Genomic DNA, 14,104 nt, shown 5'->3' with positions numbered 1-14,104 from the left:
CACTCGGGGGGAACCCGTGCGTACCCGCGTCATCACCACCACCTTGCTCTGCGTCATGCTGGGCGGAGCCGTCGCCTGCCAGCCTGCCGACGACGCCAAGTCACCCGCCGTGAGCGGCCCGTCGGCAGCCCCGTCGCCGTCGACGCCCAAGGCTCCGGCGAGCAGTAAGCCGGCCAAGGGCGCGAAGGCCACCGTGCCGAACTTCGTCGGCATGGGCCTGCAGTCCGCCCAAGACGCCGCGCAGGAGCTGGGCTTCTACGCTCTCACCTCCCATGACGCGCTTGGTCGCGGCCGCGTGCAGGCGCTCGACCGGAACTGGAAGGTCTGCAACCAGAGCCTCCCTGCCGGTGCGTCCACGGCGGTCACCACCAGGCTCGACTTCGGAGCGGTGAAGCTGGAAGAGGCGTGCCCGGCGAAGGAAGCCGAGGCACCGTCCACCGCAGGCGGGAAGATGCCCGATTTCACAGGGAAGTCGGTGAAGGCCGCCCGCGGCGCGCTCGACGCGAGCACGTCGATCACCGTCACCGACGCTACAGCGGACGGTCGCATGGTCCTGATGGAGTCCAACTGGCAGGTGTGCGGCCAGACGCCCTCACCCGGGGCTGCACTGAACGGGCAACCCGTCGAGTTCACGGCCGTCAAGTTCGGTGAAGACTGCCCGTAGTTCCGAGCGCAGTCCCCGCAGGTCCCGCAGTCCCCGCCCCCGCAGGCCGCGCAGTCCCCGAAGACCGCGCAGTCCGCGCAAGCCATGAAGCCCAGACGCCCGGCAGCCCGGAATGAGACCAGGGCTGCCGGGCGGACGGGGGCCGAGCGTCGGCTTTAGCAGGGGGCCGGTGCCGCGGTCTGCGCCTTTTCGGCCGTACGAATTTCTCGACGGATCACCGGCTTGGGGCCGGCATCCACCTCTCCGGGGCGACAAGGTCACACGGGCGCGACCACCGGCCATGCGTCAACCAGGAGGCAGGGCGCGGACTTCAGTACCGGAAGGGACGAGTGCCCGTCAGGGACCAGGCGCGTGCGCACCGGTCGGAGCGCACCGTCAGGAGGTCGACGCCGCCGACGGAGGCACCGTCAGCCCTGGTTTCGGCCGTCCAGAGAAGCGCTACGTACCCCCGCGTGGGGTCGACGACGGGCTGCCGGTGGAACGTGATGGTGGGCGGGTCGTCGGTTTCGGCCTGTCGCTCGATCAAGTCGGCCAATTCGGAGGGGCCGTGCGCGTCGCCACCCGGCCCGGCGCCCGAGAACAGGGTGAAGTCGCCCGTGACCACGTCCGTGGCCAGCTCGGCCCGGCCGTTGCGAAGCTGAACCCAGCGGTGGCACAAGTCCTCGATCGTGGCCGCGTCGCTCCGACCGGCAGCCTGAGGTTCGGGATCGGATTGCTCACAAAGCCGCTCCGCCACGAAGGTCCAGTTCTCCCGTATGCGGTCGTCCTTGAGAATGTTGACGTCGATGCCGGTCAGTACCTGACCGTCGGCCTTTCTCACATCCCAGAGGTAGGCGAACCGATCACCGGCGTCGACGAGTACCCGCGGGCTGAAGATGTTCACATGCCGCGCGCGGTACCCGGCGACGAACCGTTCCTGCTCGTCCGGGCCGACCACCGAGTCCAGGCTGTCCACGTGATTCGACCACTGCACGCAGTCGTCGGACATCAGGTCGTACGCCAGGGAGGGGTCCTCGTTCCACATGCGGCACCACGTGATCATGCGCTTCTCGTTGTCCATGGTGAGAAGCATCGCGGCCCCTCGCGACACCGTCCTGTCGGTGTTTCAGATCACAGAGCGAACGGTTCGGCATCCAAGCGCTTCAGCTCGGCCCGCCACTGCGGCTCCCGGGGCGCCACTTGTTCGTCCGACGGTTTCAACGAGGTGATCCGGTCGAGCTGGAAGCCCCGGACAGCTGACCGCAGCCGACACCAGGCAGCCAGATACCATCCCTCCGGTCCCCACAGGAGCCCCAACGGCTCGACATCGCGCGTTGTCGCCGCACCTTCCCGGTCCGTATACGTGAGGTGCAGGACATGTCCGGAGACCACCGCCCCGACGATGATCTCGCTCAACTTGCCGCTTCCGACAGGGGTGTGGTCCCCGACTCGGTACACCAGCCGCGCGAGCGCCTCCTCCCGCTGTCTTACGTCGGCGGGCAGCACTGCCAGCACCTTCTGAGCGGCGCGGTGCGCTGCTGCCGCGAACGGCGTGGACGCCGCCGTGCGGAGCGCGACGCTGACGGCGAGGGCCTCAGCGGCGCTGAGCGTCACGGGCGGCAGCGTACGGTCCCGGTCAAGGCTGTAGCCACCAGCCCGACCGGCGTCACTGCGGATCGGCAGGCCCGACTGCCTCAACGCCTCGAGATCCCGCTCCACGGTGCGCACGCTGACCTCGAACCGCCGTGCCAGCCACGGAGCACTGCGTGGCCGGGGCGCCACCGCTCGAAGCTCCTCGACCAGCGCATACAGGCGATCGGTGCGGTTCATCGAACCAGCCTAAGGGCTGTCCGGCAATGATCGCGGCTCCGAGCACGTAGCTACCGGAGGAGCCCATGGGGTGCTCGGCCGGTGCTTGGTGGAGTGTCCAGGGATCGGGCGAATGCGGCCGCGTCGGCGCGGCCCGGTCTCGTCGCGGAGCCCCCGCCCCGGCTCTTCGAGTGCGGTGGCTGGGACGTTGGGGTGGCCTGGGGTCGGGCGGGCGGCGTGGTTCCTGTATCGGTCGGTGCTGATTCCTATGGTCGGGGAAGGTGCGGCACTGGGTCGGCCGCTCAGATCTGATGGGGAGTCATGGTACGTACGACGGCCGGGTCCGCAGCGGTGACGTTCGCGCTTTCGAAGGGGCGTGCCTCGCGCCGATGGGCCCGCCGGCTCGCCGCCGCGGTGGGTCTCGTGGCGCTGTGCACGCTGCCCACGACGACGGCAGGCGCGGCCCCGTCCCAGGACGGTCGGCCCTCCGCGCATGCGCCTCTGTACGTGTCCGACTACGGCAACAACCGCGTCGTCGCCCTGCCCGCGAGGGGTGGTGATCAGACGACCGTGCCCTTTGAGGGTCTCGTACGGCCGACGGGCATGGCCGGGGACGCAGCGGGTCGGCTCTACGTGTCGGACACCGGCAACAACCGCGTGGTCGTGATGGCGGCGCACGGGAGCGCCCAGTCCACCGTCCCCACCGACGGCCTGTCGCGCCCCCTGGGGCTCGCTCTGGACCGGGCGGGGAACCTCTACGTCGCCGACAGCTTCAACGACCGGGTCGTGAAGGTGTCCGTGGCCGACGGTACCCAGACGACCGTACCGACCGCAGGACTGCTGCACCCCTGGGGGCTGGCGCTCGATGCGGCCGGGAACCTGTACATCTCCGACTTCGTCAACGACCGCGTCGTCAAGGTGGCCGGTGACGGGAGCGGCCAGTCCACGATCCCCACCGTCGGGCTCTCCCAGCCGACCGGACTGGCACTCAACGCGAAGGGGGACCTCTACATCGCCGACAGTGGCAACAACCGCGTGGTGAAGATCCCGGAGGGCGGCGGCCAGACCACCGTCCCCACCAGCGGTCTCAGCAGCCCGCTCGGTCTCGCCCTCGACGGCTGCGGCGGCCTGTACATCGCCGACGGCTTCAACAACCGGGTGGTCCGCGTCCAGGAGACAGGCGGTGGCCAGACCACCCTCCAGGCCACCGGCCTGAACACGCCGACGGGCCTCGCCTTCCCGCCGATGGGCACGCGCCCCTGAAACACCACGATCCGGCGTCCCCGAGCCGAGCGCAGGAGCGGGCCCGGCGGGGCGGCGCGGACGCCGTGCCCGCCGGCCGATCAGGCGGGAACGACCGGCGGCTGCGTGCCGATGGATTCGGGCGGGGCCGTGAGGTCATGAAGACCGTTCGTGCGAGCCTTGGAGGGCTCACGAGGCGGCGGTGCCGCCGCCGAGCGGGTGGGTGCCGGACTCATCGCTCGCAGCGGTGCTCACGGCCGTGGTCGTGTCGGTGCGCCTGTCGAACCACGGGCTTTCGCCCGCTTCTCCGATACTCCCGACCTGCCGTCTAACCCCGCGCTCGGGAGCGTCGGTTCGGGCATGGCCGACCGCCAGGTCGGAGGACCGTACGAGAACACCTTCTTCGCCCCCACCGACCGGCGCATGCAGGCTGGCGACGACACCACCGGGGAACGCGCCCTGGCCCGTGCGTACTCCGCCTGCATGAAGCCGGTCGAAGGCGTCCGGCCGGAGCTGTGGAAGGCGTTCGGGAAACGCCTCCGTGCCGACCGCTGCCAGACGATCGACCCGACCCGCTGAGCACCGTGTTGCGGGTCAAGATCCGCGAGTACGAGCGCCGCTGGGGCGTGTGTCGAAAGTGCTCGTCATACGGTGGCGGTGGGCGGCCCCTCACCGGTTCCCCGTCATCTACCTGGGGAAACGACGTCTTCCAGCGTCCGTGGCAGGGGGTAGGTGCGCTCGACAGGAAACAGCCGATGAGCCTTGGCGGCGTGCCCGGTTCGTATCAAAGTCAAGGCTTTGCGGACCTGGGGGGTGAGGTCGGTGAGACTGACGATCCAGTCGTCGGTGAACGTGCGGATCAGGTGGCGACCGATGCCGACCTGGATGCTGTAGTGATTCAGTGCCGCTCCGCGCGGCGAGCGCTCCGGGTCCCACTGGACGTGGACGGCTGCCTGGGCCACCGCCGTCGGGTCGGCGGTCGTCAGCACGGCCTGGGACAGTGCCTCCTCCCAGCCCTCCCGAGCAATGCGCACCGCGAGAACACGTTCCTGGCCGGGCTTGCGGGCCCAGTTGCTGCGGTGCATCAGCCACATGAACGACGGCTTGATCCACGTCATCCGGTGGAACGAGAACGGCGCAACGAAGCGGCCCGCCCGCAGTGCCGCGTCAGCGATGGCAGGCGAGTACGCCTGATAGACCACGATCGTGCGAGCGTCGTAGTCGGCACGAATCTGATGCTGGGGCGTCATGCGCCGCACCCTGCCATCTGGTCCGCCGGCGCGGCGAGCCGATTTCGCCTTACCGCCCCGGGGTCGGTTCGAATGTGCCGCTCAAGGTCACTCGTTGAAGGCCGCGACGAGGACGGTCGCCGCGTAGCGAGCCGCGAGCTTGTCGTAGCGCATGGCCACGGCCCGGTGTCTCATGAGGCGGTTGATGCCGCACGCGACCGCGTGACGAGCCTGGTGATCCTGCGGGTCGAAGGTCAGACAGGACTCACAAACCGCCCGGCCGCCCCGTACGTACCGGAAGACGTCGCGACAGGTATTCCTGTCGCATTCATCTTTCGACAGGTAGACTTGTCGCATGAGTGATGTGAGTGTGGTTCCGACTCCCGACAGGAACGACGAGAATTTCTGGGCCGCTGCCTCGGTCCTGGTGGAGCCTCCCTGGAGCGAACCCGCTCAGGGCGACGCATTCACCATGGATGAGAGCGTCTATGAAGCTGTCCGCGCCCTGGCTGAAGGGATCTCGACCCGCGCATCGGCCTACCGTGCCGCCGGCAAGACCCTCGACCCCGTACTCATGGCAGCGCCCGATGTGCAGCTGGCACTCCTGCGCGCCCTGTACGAGGCCAAGCAGTCCGTCGAACGGCTGGCGGACAGCGCCGCCACCGTCGCCGGCCGCGGCGGAGCCAACTACGCCCAGCTGGGTGCCGCCTGGGGTGGCATCAAGCGTCAGTCCGCTCGTCTCAAGTGGCCCCACGCCGTCGTCAAGAAATCCACCAGCGAGTCCATCCCGCTCCACTACGCCGGTGGCACCGCCATGGTGCACCACGATGCCGACAGTGACGCCTGGTGGTACACCGCCACCGCCGCGGACCATCAGGACACGGAGTCCGAGCCTGTCCACCGCACGTACGCCGAGGCCATCGCCGGAGCGACCGAATACCTGCTCGCGCACTCGCTGCCCGGCCGGCAATCACCCGCGTGAGACTCACTGACCGCCAGCCGGTGAGAGGTGGCCCGCCGTTCCTCCGGGGCGCGGCATGCGCCTTTCGGGCGGCAGGGTAGGAGTGGACCAGAGGGGCAGAAGGGTGCTGTGGATCGCTCCGGAGGTCCGCCCCTGACCTTGCGCGAGCCTGCATCGCCAGGCACAGCGAGCAGCTCCCGGCCCCATGTCTCTCTACGCCCCGTCGCCCCCGTAGAGGCGGCTGGTGGAGCCCGCTCGTCGTGGCGGTGTGCCCCCTTCAGGCCCGGCGAGAGAGCAACCGTCAGGTCGCCGAATGCATCGTGGCGGCGGCCCAAGGGTGGCCCTCCAGCCTGCAGGCGCATGGAGAGCAAAGTCTGCTCTCCGCACAGGGATCGGAGGGCGCAGTGGATCACATCCAGTCGACGCCGGGGGACGACCGAGCAAGCATCACCACAGCCCAGGGACGCTCCGGCCAGGGCCGGTTCGGCCGGTCTGTCGCGGCCGGCAAGGCGCTGTCCAGGCGCTACGCCACGGGGGTCGTCTACGGTGCCGGCACGGCCACCGGGAGCATTCTGATCACCCTCATTGCGTGGTGGATCACGAACCGCTAGCGGCGTAGATCATTTGGGGCTCCGGGTGCACACGGATCCCCGTCGCTGTCTTCGGTATGTGGCCGGTCTTCCCCACCGTTGTTACGTCTCGGCCCCGAGAGTTCCGGCACCATGAGGTCAGTTGCTGATCCAGGGGGTACCGGTGGCGGAGCAAGAGTCTCCTCGAGTCCTGCGCATCACGATCGAGCTGCGAGTGCCCGTCGGCCTGCGCAAGAACGTTCGCTTCGAGCGTGTGAAGACCGCCGCGGAGGCGTTCAAGAGCGCCATCCAGGCCCTCGCGGGGCAGGTGTTCCCTTGGGCGAACGAGATGCGAGTACGTACGGAGTGGTCGTACGCCTGGTACGACGACCAGCCTGAGCCGATCCAGTTGCCGGCGACCGCGGAGAACTCACTGCCGACTCAAAGCGAAGGCGCACCGAAGTAGGCGACTGCTGGCGTCCCGATGCGGTGCTCCGCCGCCCGCGCGCTGACCACCAGGTCACCCGGGCAGGAGGCGCACGTAACGGGCGGAGAAGCCCGAGGCGGATATGCGGATGCACCCAACGACCCATGACACCCCGCCTGTGAGCCCCGAACCCGCCCGAACCCGCAGGACACGCTCATGACCACCCCAGCCCCACAGGACCTGGCGCAGTTGCTGCATGTGTGGCCGTTACGCCTCAACCCGTGGTCCTGAGAACCTGACCCGGCCTCACCGCAGCTCACTCGCGGGGCGGCCATCCAGGCTGCCGGAGTAGGCACAGTGACACGATGGCATCCCACAGTCGGCTGGTTGGTGGTTGGCATGATGGGGCGGCGGCAAGTTCTCAGGTTTTCGCGGGTGTTCGCAGGTGTTTCTGGAGGAGCGACCGTGGCGTTCGAGACCGAAACCGACTTCGACGTCGCCGAACGGGGTGAGTGGTCTTACTCGCCGGCGGTCGGCGTCGGACCGCTCCGGTTCGGTATGACCGTCGACGAAGTGGTCGAGGCGGCTGGGATGCTCGGCCAGACGGAGGTCAGCGATTGTGCACGGGACTACGCGGTCTTCTCGCCGACTTGGAAGATCGAAGTCCACCGTCGCGGGGTGGCTTCTGCTCCGCCTGCTGTCACGGCCTATGTGAGCCAGGCCGTGGGGCTGTTCTGCGTCGCTGCCGATGCGGTGCAGGGTCCCCAGGTCGCTCTCGACGGACTCCCGCTGGTCGGGAGAGACCTGCCGGAGCTGGAAAGCGAGGCAATCGCGTATGCCGAGGCGATGGATGTGCACCTTCGTTACACACCCGAGGGCTACGCAGGACCGGATGACCCCGGGGTTCTCATGCGCGGGCAACTGGTCGGGCAGGTTCTCCGCTCGCGTCCGCTGTTCATGGTGACGCGCGACGGCGCGAACACGGAATGGGACTCGATGCCCTCCGACGAGTATGAAGTCAAGGACAGGTCGTCCATGGTCTGACCGGGCAGTTCTGCCAGGACATCGGGAGCGGCTTCTCGCGTCGGCGCGGCCGCGTTGCTTCAGGTGGGTCCTGGCCGGGCTGGAACGTGACACACGGGCACTGATATCGGGCGCGCCTGAGGCCTCCCGTGGGGAGCCGGGAGGGAGGCGCGGGCCCGCCCACGCGAGAGCGGCGCGGGGCGGGTCCGGTGCGGATCGGGCGCTGCCGAACCGCGTGCCGTCACCCTGCCACCGTGCCGGGCAGGCGCACCAGAGGCGTGCGTGAACCAGTCTCCGGCATACGCGTTGGGGTGAGCGGCGACCTGCGAGTCCCCGGTCGTCGTACGAGCCGGCGCCGGTGGACACTGCGGTCGGGACGGCGAGTTCGTTGAGGGCGGGCACGAGCGCGTCGATCCGGTCTGGGGAGTCCATACCCGGGATCCAGGCGACGAGATGACCCTCCAGCCGCGGGTGCGCTGACCGGTGCCTGCCGGTGCCGCTTGGAGGGGTGGCTGCGCCATCCACATCACGTCGATACGCGATCACGTCGATGGGTGATCGCGTCGATACCGCGCCGGACCGTTACGCCGACGAATCCGGACAGGAGCGTCGCGCCTCCGGCGCCGCCCGGGCCCATCAGCAGATCGCCGAGCGCCTCGGTGGCGTTGTCGCCGCGCCGGGGCATGGCCCTGCAAGGCAGCGGGTCGTTCGGCACCGAGACCGTCGGCCCACGCCACCAGGCGCCGGTGATCCGATCCGCCTCCTCGTCGCGCAGCTGCCCTTCGTACGAGCCGAGCTCGGATTCGGGTTCGAGTTCGGGCTCGAATTCCTGCCTCTGCCACGATCAGCTGCACCCGCTCATCGAGGGCCCCCAGGACCACGGGCTGGCAAGCCGTCGGCACGCGCAGCCAGGCGATCCCGGGTGGCTGGCCGGTTGCTCCCTGCGGCAGCGGGGTGCCCGTGTAGCGGGCTACGGCGATGCTGATGGCGGAATCAGCCTGCTCCGGGGTTCCGACAGTGAGGACCTCGACATTGTCACCGGCTGCCACGCGCGTTCGAAGGTGGATGGTGGTCCCCTTCACCTCGATCGTTCCGTTGACATTGCCGGGGCCGCCTGGAGCGGAACCGAGTCGGATGCTGACCTCGTTGCCGCCTGCGGTTCCATCGGTGCATGCCCGGAACTCTTCCAGCGTCTGGGTGTCGTCTCCGTTCTCCACCACGAACTCCGCGATCTGCTCGCCTTCGTCAGACACGTAGCCGATGCGCTGGTCGGGCTCAGTGCTCACACGTGCGTAGGCCGGACACCCGGGAAATTCAGGCACAGCCTCAGGCCTGAACTCCGCCGGCGTGACCGGGCTTCCGAGGATCTGCTCGGCGTCTGCGTCCGAGATCAGCCCGCGCGGTGGCGGGCCTGTCACGGATGCCGAGGGAGAGGCCCGCGTTGTCGGCGAAAGCCCAGTGGCGCTTCCGCCATCACCACAGGCGGCTGCGAGTGAGACCGCACCTGCCACCGCAACAACCGCCACGAACCGACGTACCTGGCAGCGGCCGGGACCGGGAGGCGCGCTGGGGTGTTCATCCCTTCAGGATGGGCCGCTCCGGCGTGTCGAGCATTTCGCGAGGTCGGCGCTGTTCCGGTAAACCGCTGCCCGGGGGCAGCCTGGTCAGCCAGTTTCTTCGGCCGTACCTGCCAGGTTCTGCCAGGGCCGGGCTTGAACGCCCGCAGGAGGTCGCCGCGGCGGACGCGCTGCTGCGCCGGTCAGGCATCGGGCGAGGAGTGGGGCTGACGAAAGAGGCTCGGGATCTGCTGGGCGCGATGAACACCGTCCAGCGGTCCCGGGCCCGCACCACGACGCCCGGGCGCGGACAGCCGGGACCTCTGCAAGCAGAGTGCCTGGCAGTTCTGCCGGCATCGCGCCCTGCCGGCATCGCGCCCTGCCGACATTGCGCCCTGTCGGCATTGCATAGCCAGTCGACGTGCGACCGCCGAAACCGACGCCCTTTCTGCCTCTGGCCACCCTAGGTACCTACTAGGTACCATGCGGGATATGCCGTCTTTGAACGTCACCTTCACCGATGAGGAGCTGGAGGAAGTCCGCGCCGCCGCGGCCGCCGAAGGCAAGTCCCTCAAGCAGTACGTGCACGACCTGCCGTTGCGTGAGCGCCAGCGCCGCCAGTTCGTCCGCTACGCCGTCTCATGGGGCGATACCCACCGGACCGAGTTCGACGACGCCTTCCCCGACGAAATCCCGCCCGCCACCCGGGAACGCGGGGCGGACGCCGCCTGATGATCCTCCACATCGACGTCCCCTGGCTCCTGGACGTCCAGGAACAGGCTGTCCCCGAGGACGTCAGCGTCGCCGACTACTCCGCCCTCGTCGCCGCCGTCGCCCGCCACAAGACCCGCATCCCGCGCCCCACCACGGCCGACCCTGATCCGGCCTGGCGCGCCGCCGCGCTCCTGCACACACTGATCCGCCTGCAGCCGCTGCCGTACCGCAACAGCCTGTACGCCTGCCAGGTCACCGCCGCATACATGCACGCCTCAGGGGAGGGCATCGACCCTCCTTACGGCGCCATGGTCGATCTTGTCCGCGACGTCCAGTCCGGCAAGGCCACCGTGTACCAGGCCGCCGACCGCATTCGGACCTGGCGCATCTGACGCGGTTGTGCACGTTGGCACGTTGCGGAGGGGCACGGATGCCAGGGATGCATGGGGGTCTGCCCTAGTTCGTAGATACCTCCTGGCCGGAGTTCCGGCTAGCGTCCGCGAAGACGCTTGTGTCTGGCACTGTCATCCGGCGGGGCCGTTCCACGGACGGTGTCGGGTGGCTCCGATACCCGGGCCAGTTGCTTGGCGGGGCGGACCGGCCCTCGGACAGCAGCAGCTGGCCGGGAAGAGAGTTCTCGAGGGCATGGCGATGCCCGGATCACCGGGCACGGGGGGCCTGCTCGTCTCATGGACCTGTTGGTAGGCCGAAAGCGGCACTGGCAGCCGGCGGCGCCCGCCATCAGGCTTGTCCCGACCGCGAGCAGCAATGCCAGACCGCGCCCCGGCGCACCGCGCCGCACTGCCGAGCGATGGGCATGGAGCACCCGGGTGCTCACGTCGAGGGCTGGCAGACGGGCCCGCCTCGGGCATCACGTGGAGTCTCCCGATCCGCAAGACACCCTTAGCCTGGTGGTATGGCAGTGGTGCGGGTCGGTGGCGTCGATGTCGCGTATACGCGGAAGGGGCAGGGGCCGGTCGTGGTCCTCGCTCACGGGGCCGGGCTCGACGGGCGGATGTGGCAGCCGCAAGTCGAAGCGCTGGCGGACGAGTTCACAGTGGTGGCCTGGGACGAGCCGGGGTCCGGGCGGTCCGGTGCGCTGCCGACGGGCTACGGGCTGGAGGATTTCGCGCGTGCCCTGGCCGGCGTGATCGAGGACGTGGGGCTCGGGCCTGCACAGGTCGCAGGGCTGTCCTGGGGCGGGACGGTGGTTCTGGAGCTGTACCGGTGGCGGCCGGACCTGGTGCGATCCCTGCTGATGGTGGACACGTACGCCGGCTGGAAGGGCTCGCTGCCGCCCGGGGAGGTCGCGGCACGAGTCGAGGGGGCGCAGCGGATGCTCGCGGTGCCTCGGGAGGAGTTCGACCCGACGCTGCCCGGGCTCTACGCCGCCGGCCCGCCGGAGCGCTTCACGGTGATGCTGGACGCCATGAATCGGGACGTGCGACCGGAGACCATGGCCGCGCAGCTCTCCCTGATGGCCGAGGCCGACGAGACGGACCTGCTGCCCCGTATCACGCTGCCGACTCTGCTGCTGTGGGGCGAGGAAGACGCCCGCTCCCCGCTGGACGTCGCCTACGCCTTCCAGGACGCCATCCCGCATGCCGAGCTGGTTGTGATCCCCGCGGTGGGCCACATGAGCAACCTGGAGGCGCCGGAAGCCTTCACGGCAGCGGTTCGCGCCTTCTGCCGTGCGCACGCCTAGGGCTGCGTGCGACCGGCCGCAGACGAGACCACCATCGAGCTGAAGATCCTCACAGCCGCCGCACCGACCTCGTCCGCGACCGCACTCGTGCGATCAACCGTCTGCGCTTCGCGCCGACCGGCAATTTCCCCGCCCTGGAACGCGTCCTCGTCCTCACCGGCGCCGGCCCCTCATCCTCCTCGACGGTTATCCAGACTCCGGCCGCTATACGGCGCATGGGCACCGCCCGGTTGACCCGCTGGCTCCGGGCGGCTCCGGGCCCGGGGCGTCCGCACCCCGGAGGAGCACGCGGTCAAGCGGTCGAGGCCGCCGATCAGCAGCAGGCCGCAGTCCCGGTGAGTCGTTCATCGCTCAGGTAGTGCGGACCCTCGTCGCCGACGTGGGAGTGTCGAACGAGGTTCCGACTACCGTGCCCCGTCAGGTGGTGACCGGTCGTGGTGTCTGCCGCTGGCCACACTCACGCGACGACCCAGACGCGCGATGAGGGGCCCGTTGGGGGCGCGGCAGTGTCGTCCCTGGCCCGTTCCATCTCACGGCGACCTGACACCGGTCGTCACGAGGCGCCACACCGAACCCCATCGCGCAGCGCAGCGTCACGTGGGCATGATCCGCCCTGTCATTCCGCTGCGAGCCGCACGATTAAGGCCTAGTGCGGACGCGCCTTGCCGAAGCCTTGGGCCCGGGGTCCCGACCACGAACCCAGGCGCACCGTCCCGGGCGGGCAGGCTCGACTCGTCCACGCCAAGGAGCACTTGATGCAACTGACCCTCCGCACCCGCCCCGGCCTAGGTAGGAGCGGCTACGACCGGAGAGGGAGGAGCTCTCCGGCCCCGCGCAGCTGCTCCCTCATCGTCACCGCCGCGCTGGCCCTCGTCGCCGCCGTCGTCCCGTCGCTGGCCGCGCCCCAGGACGCGGCGGCCCTCGGGCCCTGTGGTGAGCGGCACGGCTGGGTGCCCCAGGGGGAGATCGCCCCCGCGATCCCGGGGATCACCGACCCTCACCTGATCCGCTTCGCCGATCTGGACGGCGACGGTGACGACGATCGCCTGCTACTGGGTCAAGATCGCTCGCAATGGCGCCCTCGATGCGTGGATCAACAAGGGCGGTGACTAGCGAGTGTCTCTTTGATGGGTTGGTCAGTCGATCGGATGTGTCTGTCCGATGAGTGATCACTGATGCGAGGTGGGACCGGATCGCGCCGTTGGTGCCGGCCGATCCGGTCCGCGGACGACGGTGGACCATTCCGGCCGTTGGTCGTGTCGGCCGACCGGGCCTTCTCCTCCCGCGCGATCCGCAGCCACCTGCGGCGCAGGGGAATCCGGGCCGAAGAGGTTCAGTCGGGCAGCGCCACGGTGAGGTCCACCTCGATGAGCTGCCCCGTGAAGCCGAGTTGCGCAACGCCCAACAGCGTGCTGGCGGTGGTGAACGCGAGCCCGAGAGCTGAGTCGGTGAGCCGACTCCAAGCGACGCCCAGAACGTCTCTGTCGTCGCTCCGCACGTAGATCACCGAGCGCACCACGTGTTGCGGCTCGGCATCCACCGCAGCCAGGGCGGCGAGTGCGTTCGCGACGACCTGGTCGACTTGCACCTCAAGCGATCCGGAACCGACGAGGGAACCGCTCCGATCGAGCGGGCACTGTCCCGCCAGGTAGGCCGTACGACCGGTCTCCACCACGGTGATGTGGTGATAGCCGGGCGTCTCATGCAGCTGCTCGGGGTTGATACGAGTGATCTTCGCAGTCATGCCTGCGAGTTTGACCGGCATGCTGCCGGTGCGCATCGCAATTTGTTCCACCGAGCAACACTCGCAGCAGCCAGAAGGTCAAAGAACAAGCTCAGCCCCCGCGTGCCGAGAGGCGGCACAGCCAACCAGTCGCCGAGCCGCCGTCCGAACCGGGAATCGTGGGGCCCACGGGCGGCGGCAGCGGCGCGATCACCGCCCACGCAGCGTCAAGAACGGTGGGTTCACGTGGGACCTGAGCGTCGACTCCACGGTGCGCCACCGCGCCTAGCTGCGCCGCCCCGGGATCCGCTGCACCATCCCGGACAAGGCCGACCAAGCGCGCAACCGCGGAAAACCAGGTTGCCGTGGCGGCCGACCGCCGCATTGCGACCCGGCCGACTATCGCGAGCGCCACGCGGTCGAGTGCGGGCATCGCCTCGGGCGGCAACCGGAGGGCGGCCCGCACGTCGGGTCTTGTCAGCGCCGGCAGAGCGGCGCAGTCT

16 protein-coding genes are annotated in these 14,104 nt (G+C 69.3%); 10 read left to right on the top strand and 6 right to left on the bottom strand.

All coding sequences use genetic code 11. From position 1 onward, the window contains the following. The first annotated feature begins 16 nt into the window (after positions 1–16). Entirely contained in the window at positions 17–664 is a 648-nt protein-coding gene (locus OG259_RS00735) for a hypothetical protein (protein ID WP_328940366.1), read from the top strand. 310 nt (positions 665–974) lie between these two features. Here the strand turns inward: OG259_RS00735 and OG259_RS00730 are convergent, their stop codons facing one another. Next, positions 975–1,724 (bottom strand): hypothetical protein, encoded by a 750-nt coding sequence (locus tag OG259_RS00730; RefSeq protein ID WP_328940365.1) that lies wholly within the window; start codon positions 1,722–1,724, stop codon positions 975–977. Positions 1,725–1,774: 50 nt separating this feature from the next. After that, positions 1,775–2,473 (bottom strand): helix-turn-helix transcriptional regulator, encoded by a 699-nt coding sequence (locus tag OG259_RS00725; protein ID WP_328940364.1) that lies wholly within the window; start codon positions 2,471–2,473, stop codon positions 1,775–1,777. A gap of 300 nt (positions 2,474–2,773) precedes the next feature. On the opposite strand from OG259_RS00725, the gene OG259_RS00720 reads away from it, so the two are divergent. Both OG259_RS00720 and OG259_RS00715 read left to right on the top strand, forming a co-directional pair. After that, positions 2,774–3,715, top strand: coding sequence for an SMP-30/gluconolactonase/LRE family protein (locus OG259_RS00720; protein WP_328940363.1), 942 nt, complete (start codon positions 2,774–2,776; stop codon positions 3,713–3,715). 339 nt (positions 3,716–4,054) lie between these two features. Further along, positions 4,055–4,273, top strand: coding sequence for a hypothetical protein (locus tag OG259_RS00715; protein WP_328940362.1), 219 nt, complete (start codon positions 4,055–4,057; stop codon positions 4,271–4,273). A gap of 104 nt (positions 4,274–4,377) precedes the next feature. Here OG259_RS00715 and OG259_RS00710 read toward each other — a convergent pair whose 3' ends face one another. Both OG259_RS00710 and OG259_RS00705 read right to left on the bottom strand, forming a co-directional pair. Next, positions 4,378–4,944, bottom strand: a complete 567-nt coding sequence (locus OG259_RS00710) for a DUF4291 domain-containing protein (protein ID WP_328940361.1) — start codon at positions 4,942–4,944, stop codon at positions 4,378–4,380. Positions 4,945–5,031: 87 nt separating this feature from the next. Beyond that, complete coding sequence (locus OG259_RS00705; protein WP_328940360.1) at positions 5,032–5,280, bottom strand: hypothetical protein; 249 nt, start codon at positions 5,278–5,280, stop codon at positions 5,032–5,034. Between OG259_RS00705 and OG259_RS00700 the strand changes: the two genes are divergently transcribed. From OG259_RS00700 to OG259_RS00690, 3 genes are all read left to right on the top strand, one after another. After that, positions 5,279–5,905: a hypothetical protein gene (locus OG259_RS00700; RefSeq protein WP_328940359.1), complete on the top strand. Its 627-nt coding sequence runs from the start codon at positions 5,279–5,281 to the stop codon at positions 5,903–5,905. The two genes, OG259_RS00705 and OG259_RS00700, sit on opposite strands and share 2 nt — an antisense overlap. 732 nt (positions 5,906–6,637) lie before the next feature. Further along, positions 6,638–6,919, top strand: a complete 282-nt coding sequence (locus tag OG259_RS00695; protein WP_328940358.1) for a hypothetical protein — start codon at positions 6,638–6,640, stop codon at positions 6,917–6,919. 426 nt (positions 6,920–7,345) lie between these two features. After that, positions 7,346–7,924, top strand: coding sequence for a hypothetical protein (locus OG259_RS00690; RefSeq protein ID WP_328940357.1), 579 nt, complete (start codon positions 7,346–7,348; stop codon positions 7,922–7,924). Positions 7,925–8,429: 505 nt separating this feature from the next. On the opposite strand, the gene OG259_RS00685 is transcribed toward OG259_RS00690, so the two are convergent. Then, positions 8,430–8,588, bottom strand: coding sequence for a hypothetical protein (locus OG259_RS00685; RefSeq protein WP_328940356.1), 159 nt, complete (start codon positions 8,586–8,588; stop codon positions 8,430–8,432). A gap of 1,363 nt (positions 8,589–9,951) precedes the next feature. Between OG259_RS00685 and OG259_RS00680 the strand changes: the two genes are divergently transcribed. From OG259_RS00680 to OG259_RS00665, 4 genes are all read left to right on the top strand, one after another. After that, entirely contained in the window at positions 9,952–10,191 is a 240-nt protein-coding gene (locus OG259_RS00680; protein ID WP_328940355.1) for a hypothetical protein, read from the top strand. Continuing rightward, positions 10,191–10,565, top strand: coding sequence for a toxin Doc (locus tag OG259_RS00675; RefSeq protein ID WP_266900648.1), 375 nt, complete (start codon positions 10,191–10,193; stop codon positions 10,563–10,565). The genes OG259_RS00680 and OG259_RS00675 overlap by 1 nt, the downstream gene beginning before the upstream one ends. Positions 10,566–11,089: 524 nt before the next feature. Beyond that, positions 11,090–11,878, top strand: a complete 789-nt coding sequence (locus OG259_RS00670; protein WP_328940354.1) for an alpha/beta fold hydrolase — start codon at positions 11,090–11,092, stop codon at positions 11,876–11,878. A 755-nt stretch (positions 11,879–12,633) separates the two neighbouring features. Further along, the gene (locus OG259_RS00665) at positions 12,634–12,987 is read left to right on the top strand and encodes a hypothetical protein (RefSeq protein WP_328940353.1); all 354 of its coding nucleotides are present in this window, start codon (positions 12,634–12,636) and stop codon (positions 12,985–12,987) included. Between the two features lie 224 nt (positions 12,988–13,211). Here the strand turns inward: OG259_RS00665 and OG259_RS00660 are convergent, their stop codons facing one another. Beyond that, complete coding sequence (locus OG259_RS00660; RefSeq protein WP_328940352.1) at positions 13,212–13,622, bottom strand: RidA family protein; 411 nt, start codon at positions 13,620–13,622, stop codon at positions 13,212–13,214. Between the last annotated feature and the right edge of the window lie 482 nt (positions 13,623–14,104).

Source organism: Streptomyces sp. NBC_00250, from assembly GCF_036192275.1.
Taxonomy (GTDB): domain Bacteria; phylum Actinomycetota; class Actinomycetes; order Streptomycetales; family Streptomycetaceae; genus Streptomyces.
Note: the sequence above shows the minus strand (reverse complement) of the source record. Positions and strands in the feature narration are given on the sequence as shown.

Excerpts from the sequence above, each read along its gene's own strand:
- OG259_RS00680 (WP_328940355.1), top strand. The coding sequence starts at position 9,952 with ATGCCGTCTTTGAACGTCACCTTCACCGATGAGGAGCTGGAGGAAGTC.
- OG259_RS00685 (WP_328940356.1), bottom strand. The coding sequence starts at position 8,588 with ATGCCCCGGCGCGGCGACAACGCCACCGAGGCGCTCGGCGATCTGCTG.
- OG259_RS00720 (WP_328940363.1), top strand. The coding sequence starts at position 2,774 with ATGGTACGTACGACGGCCGGGTCCGCAGCGGTGACGTTCGCGCTTTCG.
- OG259_RS00670 (WP_328940354.1), top strand. The coding sequence starts at position 11,090 with ATGGCAGTGGTGCGGGTCGGTGGCGTCGATGTCGCGTATACGCGGAAG.
- OG259_RS00705 (WP_328940360.1), bottom strand. The coding sequence starts at position 5,280 with ATGCGACAAGTCTACCTGTCGAAAGATGAATGCGACAGGAATACCTGT.
- OG259_RS00665 (WP_328940353.1), top strand. The coding sequence starts at position 12,634 with ATGCAACTGACCCTCCGCACCCGCCCCGGCCTAGGTAGGAGCGGCTAC.
- OG259_RS00700 (WP_328940359.1), top strand. The coding sequence starts at position 5,279 with ATGAGTGATGTGAGTGTGGTTCCGACTCCCGACAGGAACGACGAGAAT.
- OG259_RS00660 (WP_328940352.1), bottom strand. The coding sequence starts at position 13,622 with ATGACTGCGAAGATCACTCGTATCAACCCCGAGCAGCTGCATGAGACG.
- OG259_RS00715 (WP_328940362.1), top strand. The coding sequence starts at position 4,055 with ATGGCCGACCGCCAGGTCGGAGGACCGTACGAGAACACCTTCTTCGCC.
- OG259_RS00675 (WP_266900648.1), top strand. The coding sequence starts at position 10,191 with ATGATCCTCCACATCGACGTCCCCTGGCTCCTGGACGTCCAGGAACAG.
- OG259_RS00730 (WP_328940365.1), bottom strand. The coding sequence starts at position 1,724 with ATGGACAACGAGAAGCGCATGATCACGTGGTGCCGCATGTGGAACGAG.
- OG259_RS00725 (WP_328940364.1), bottom strand. The coding sequence starts at position 2,473 with ATGAACCGCACCGATCGCCTGTATGCGCTGGTCGAGGAGCTTCGAGCG.
- OG259_RS00710 (WP_328940361.1), bottom strand. The coding sequence starts at position 4,944 with ATGACGCCCCAGCATCAGATTCGTGCCGACTACGACGCTCGCACGATC.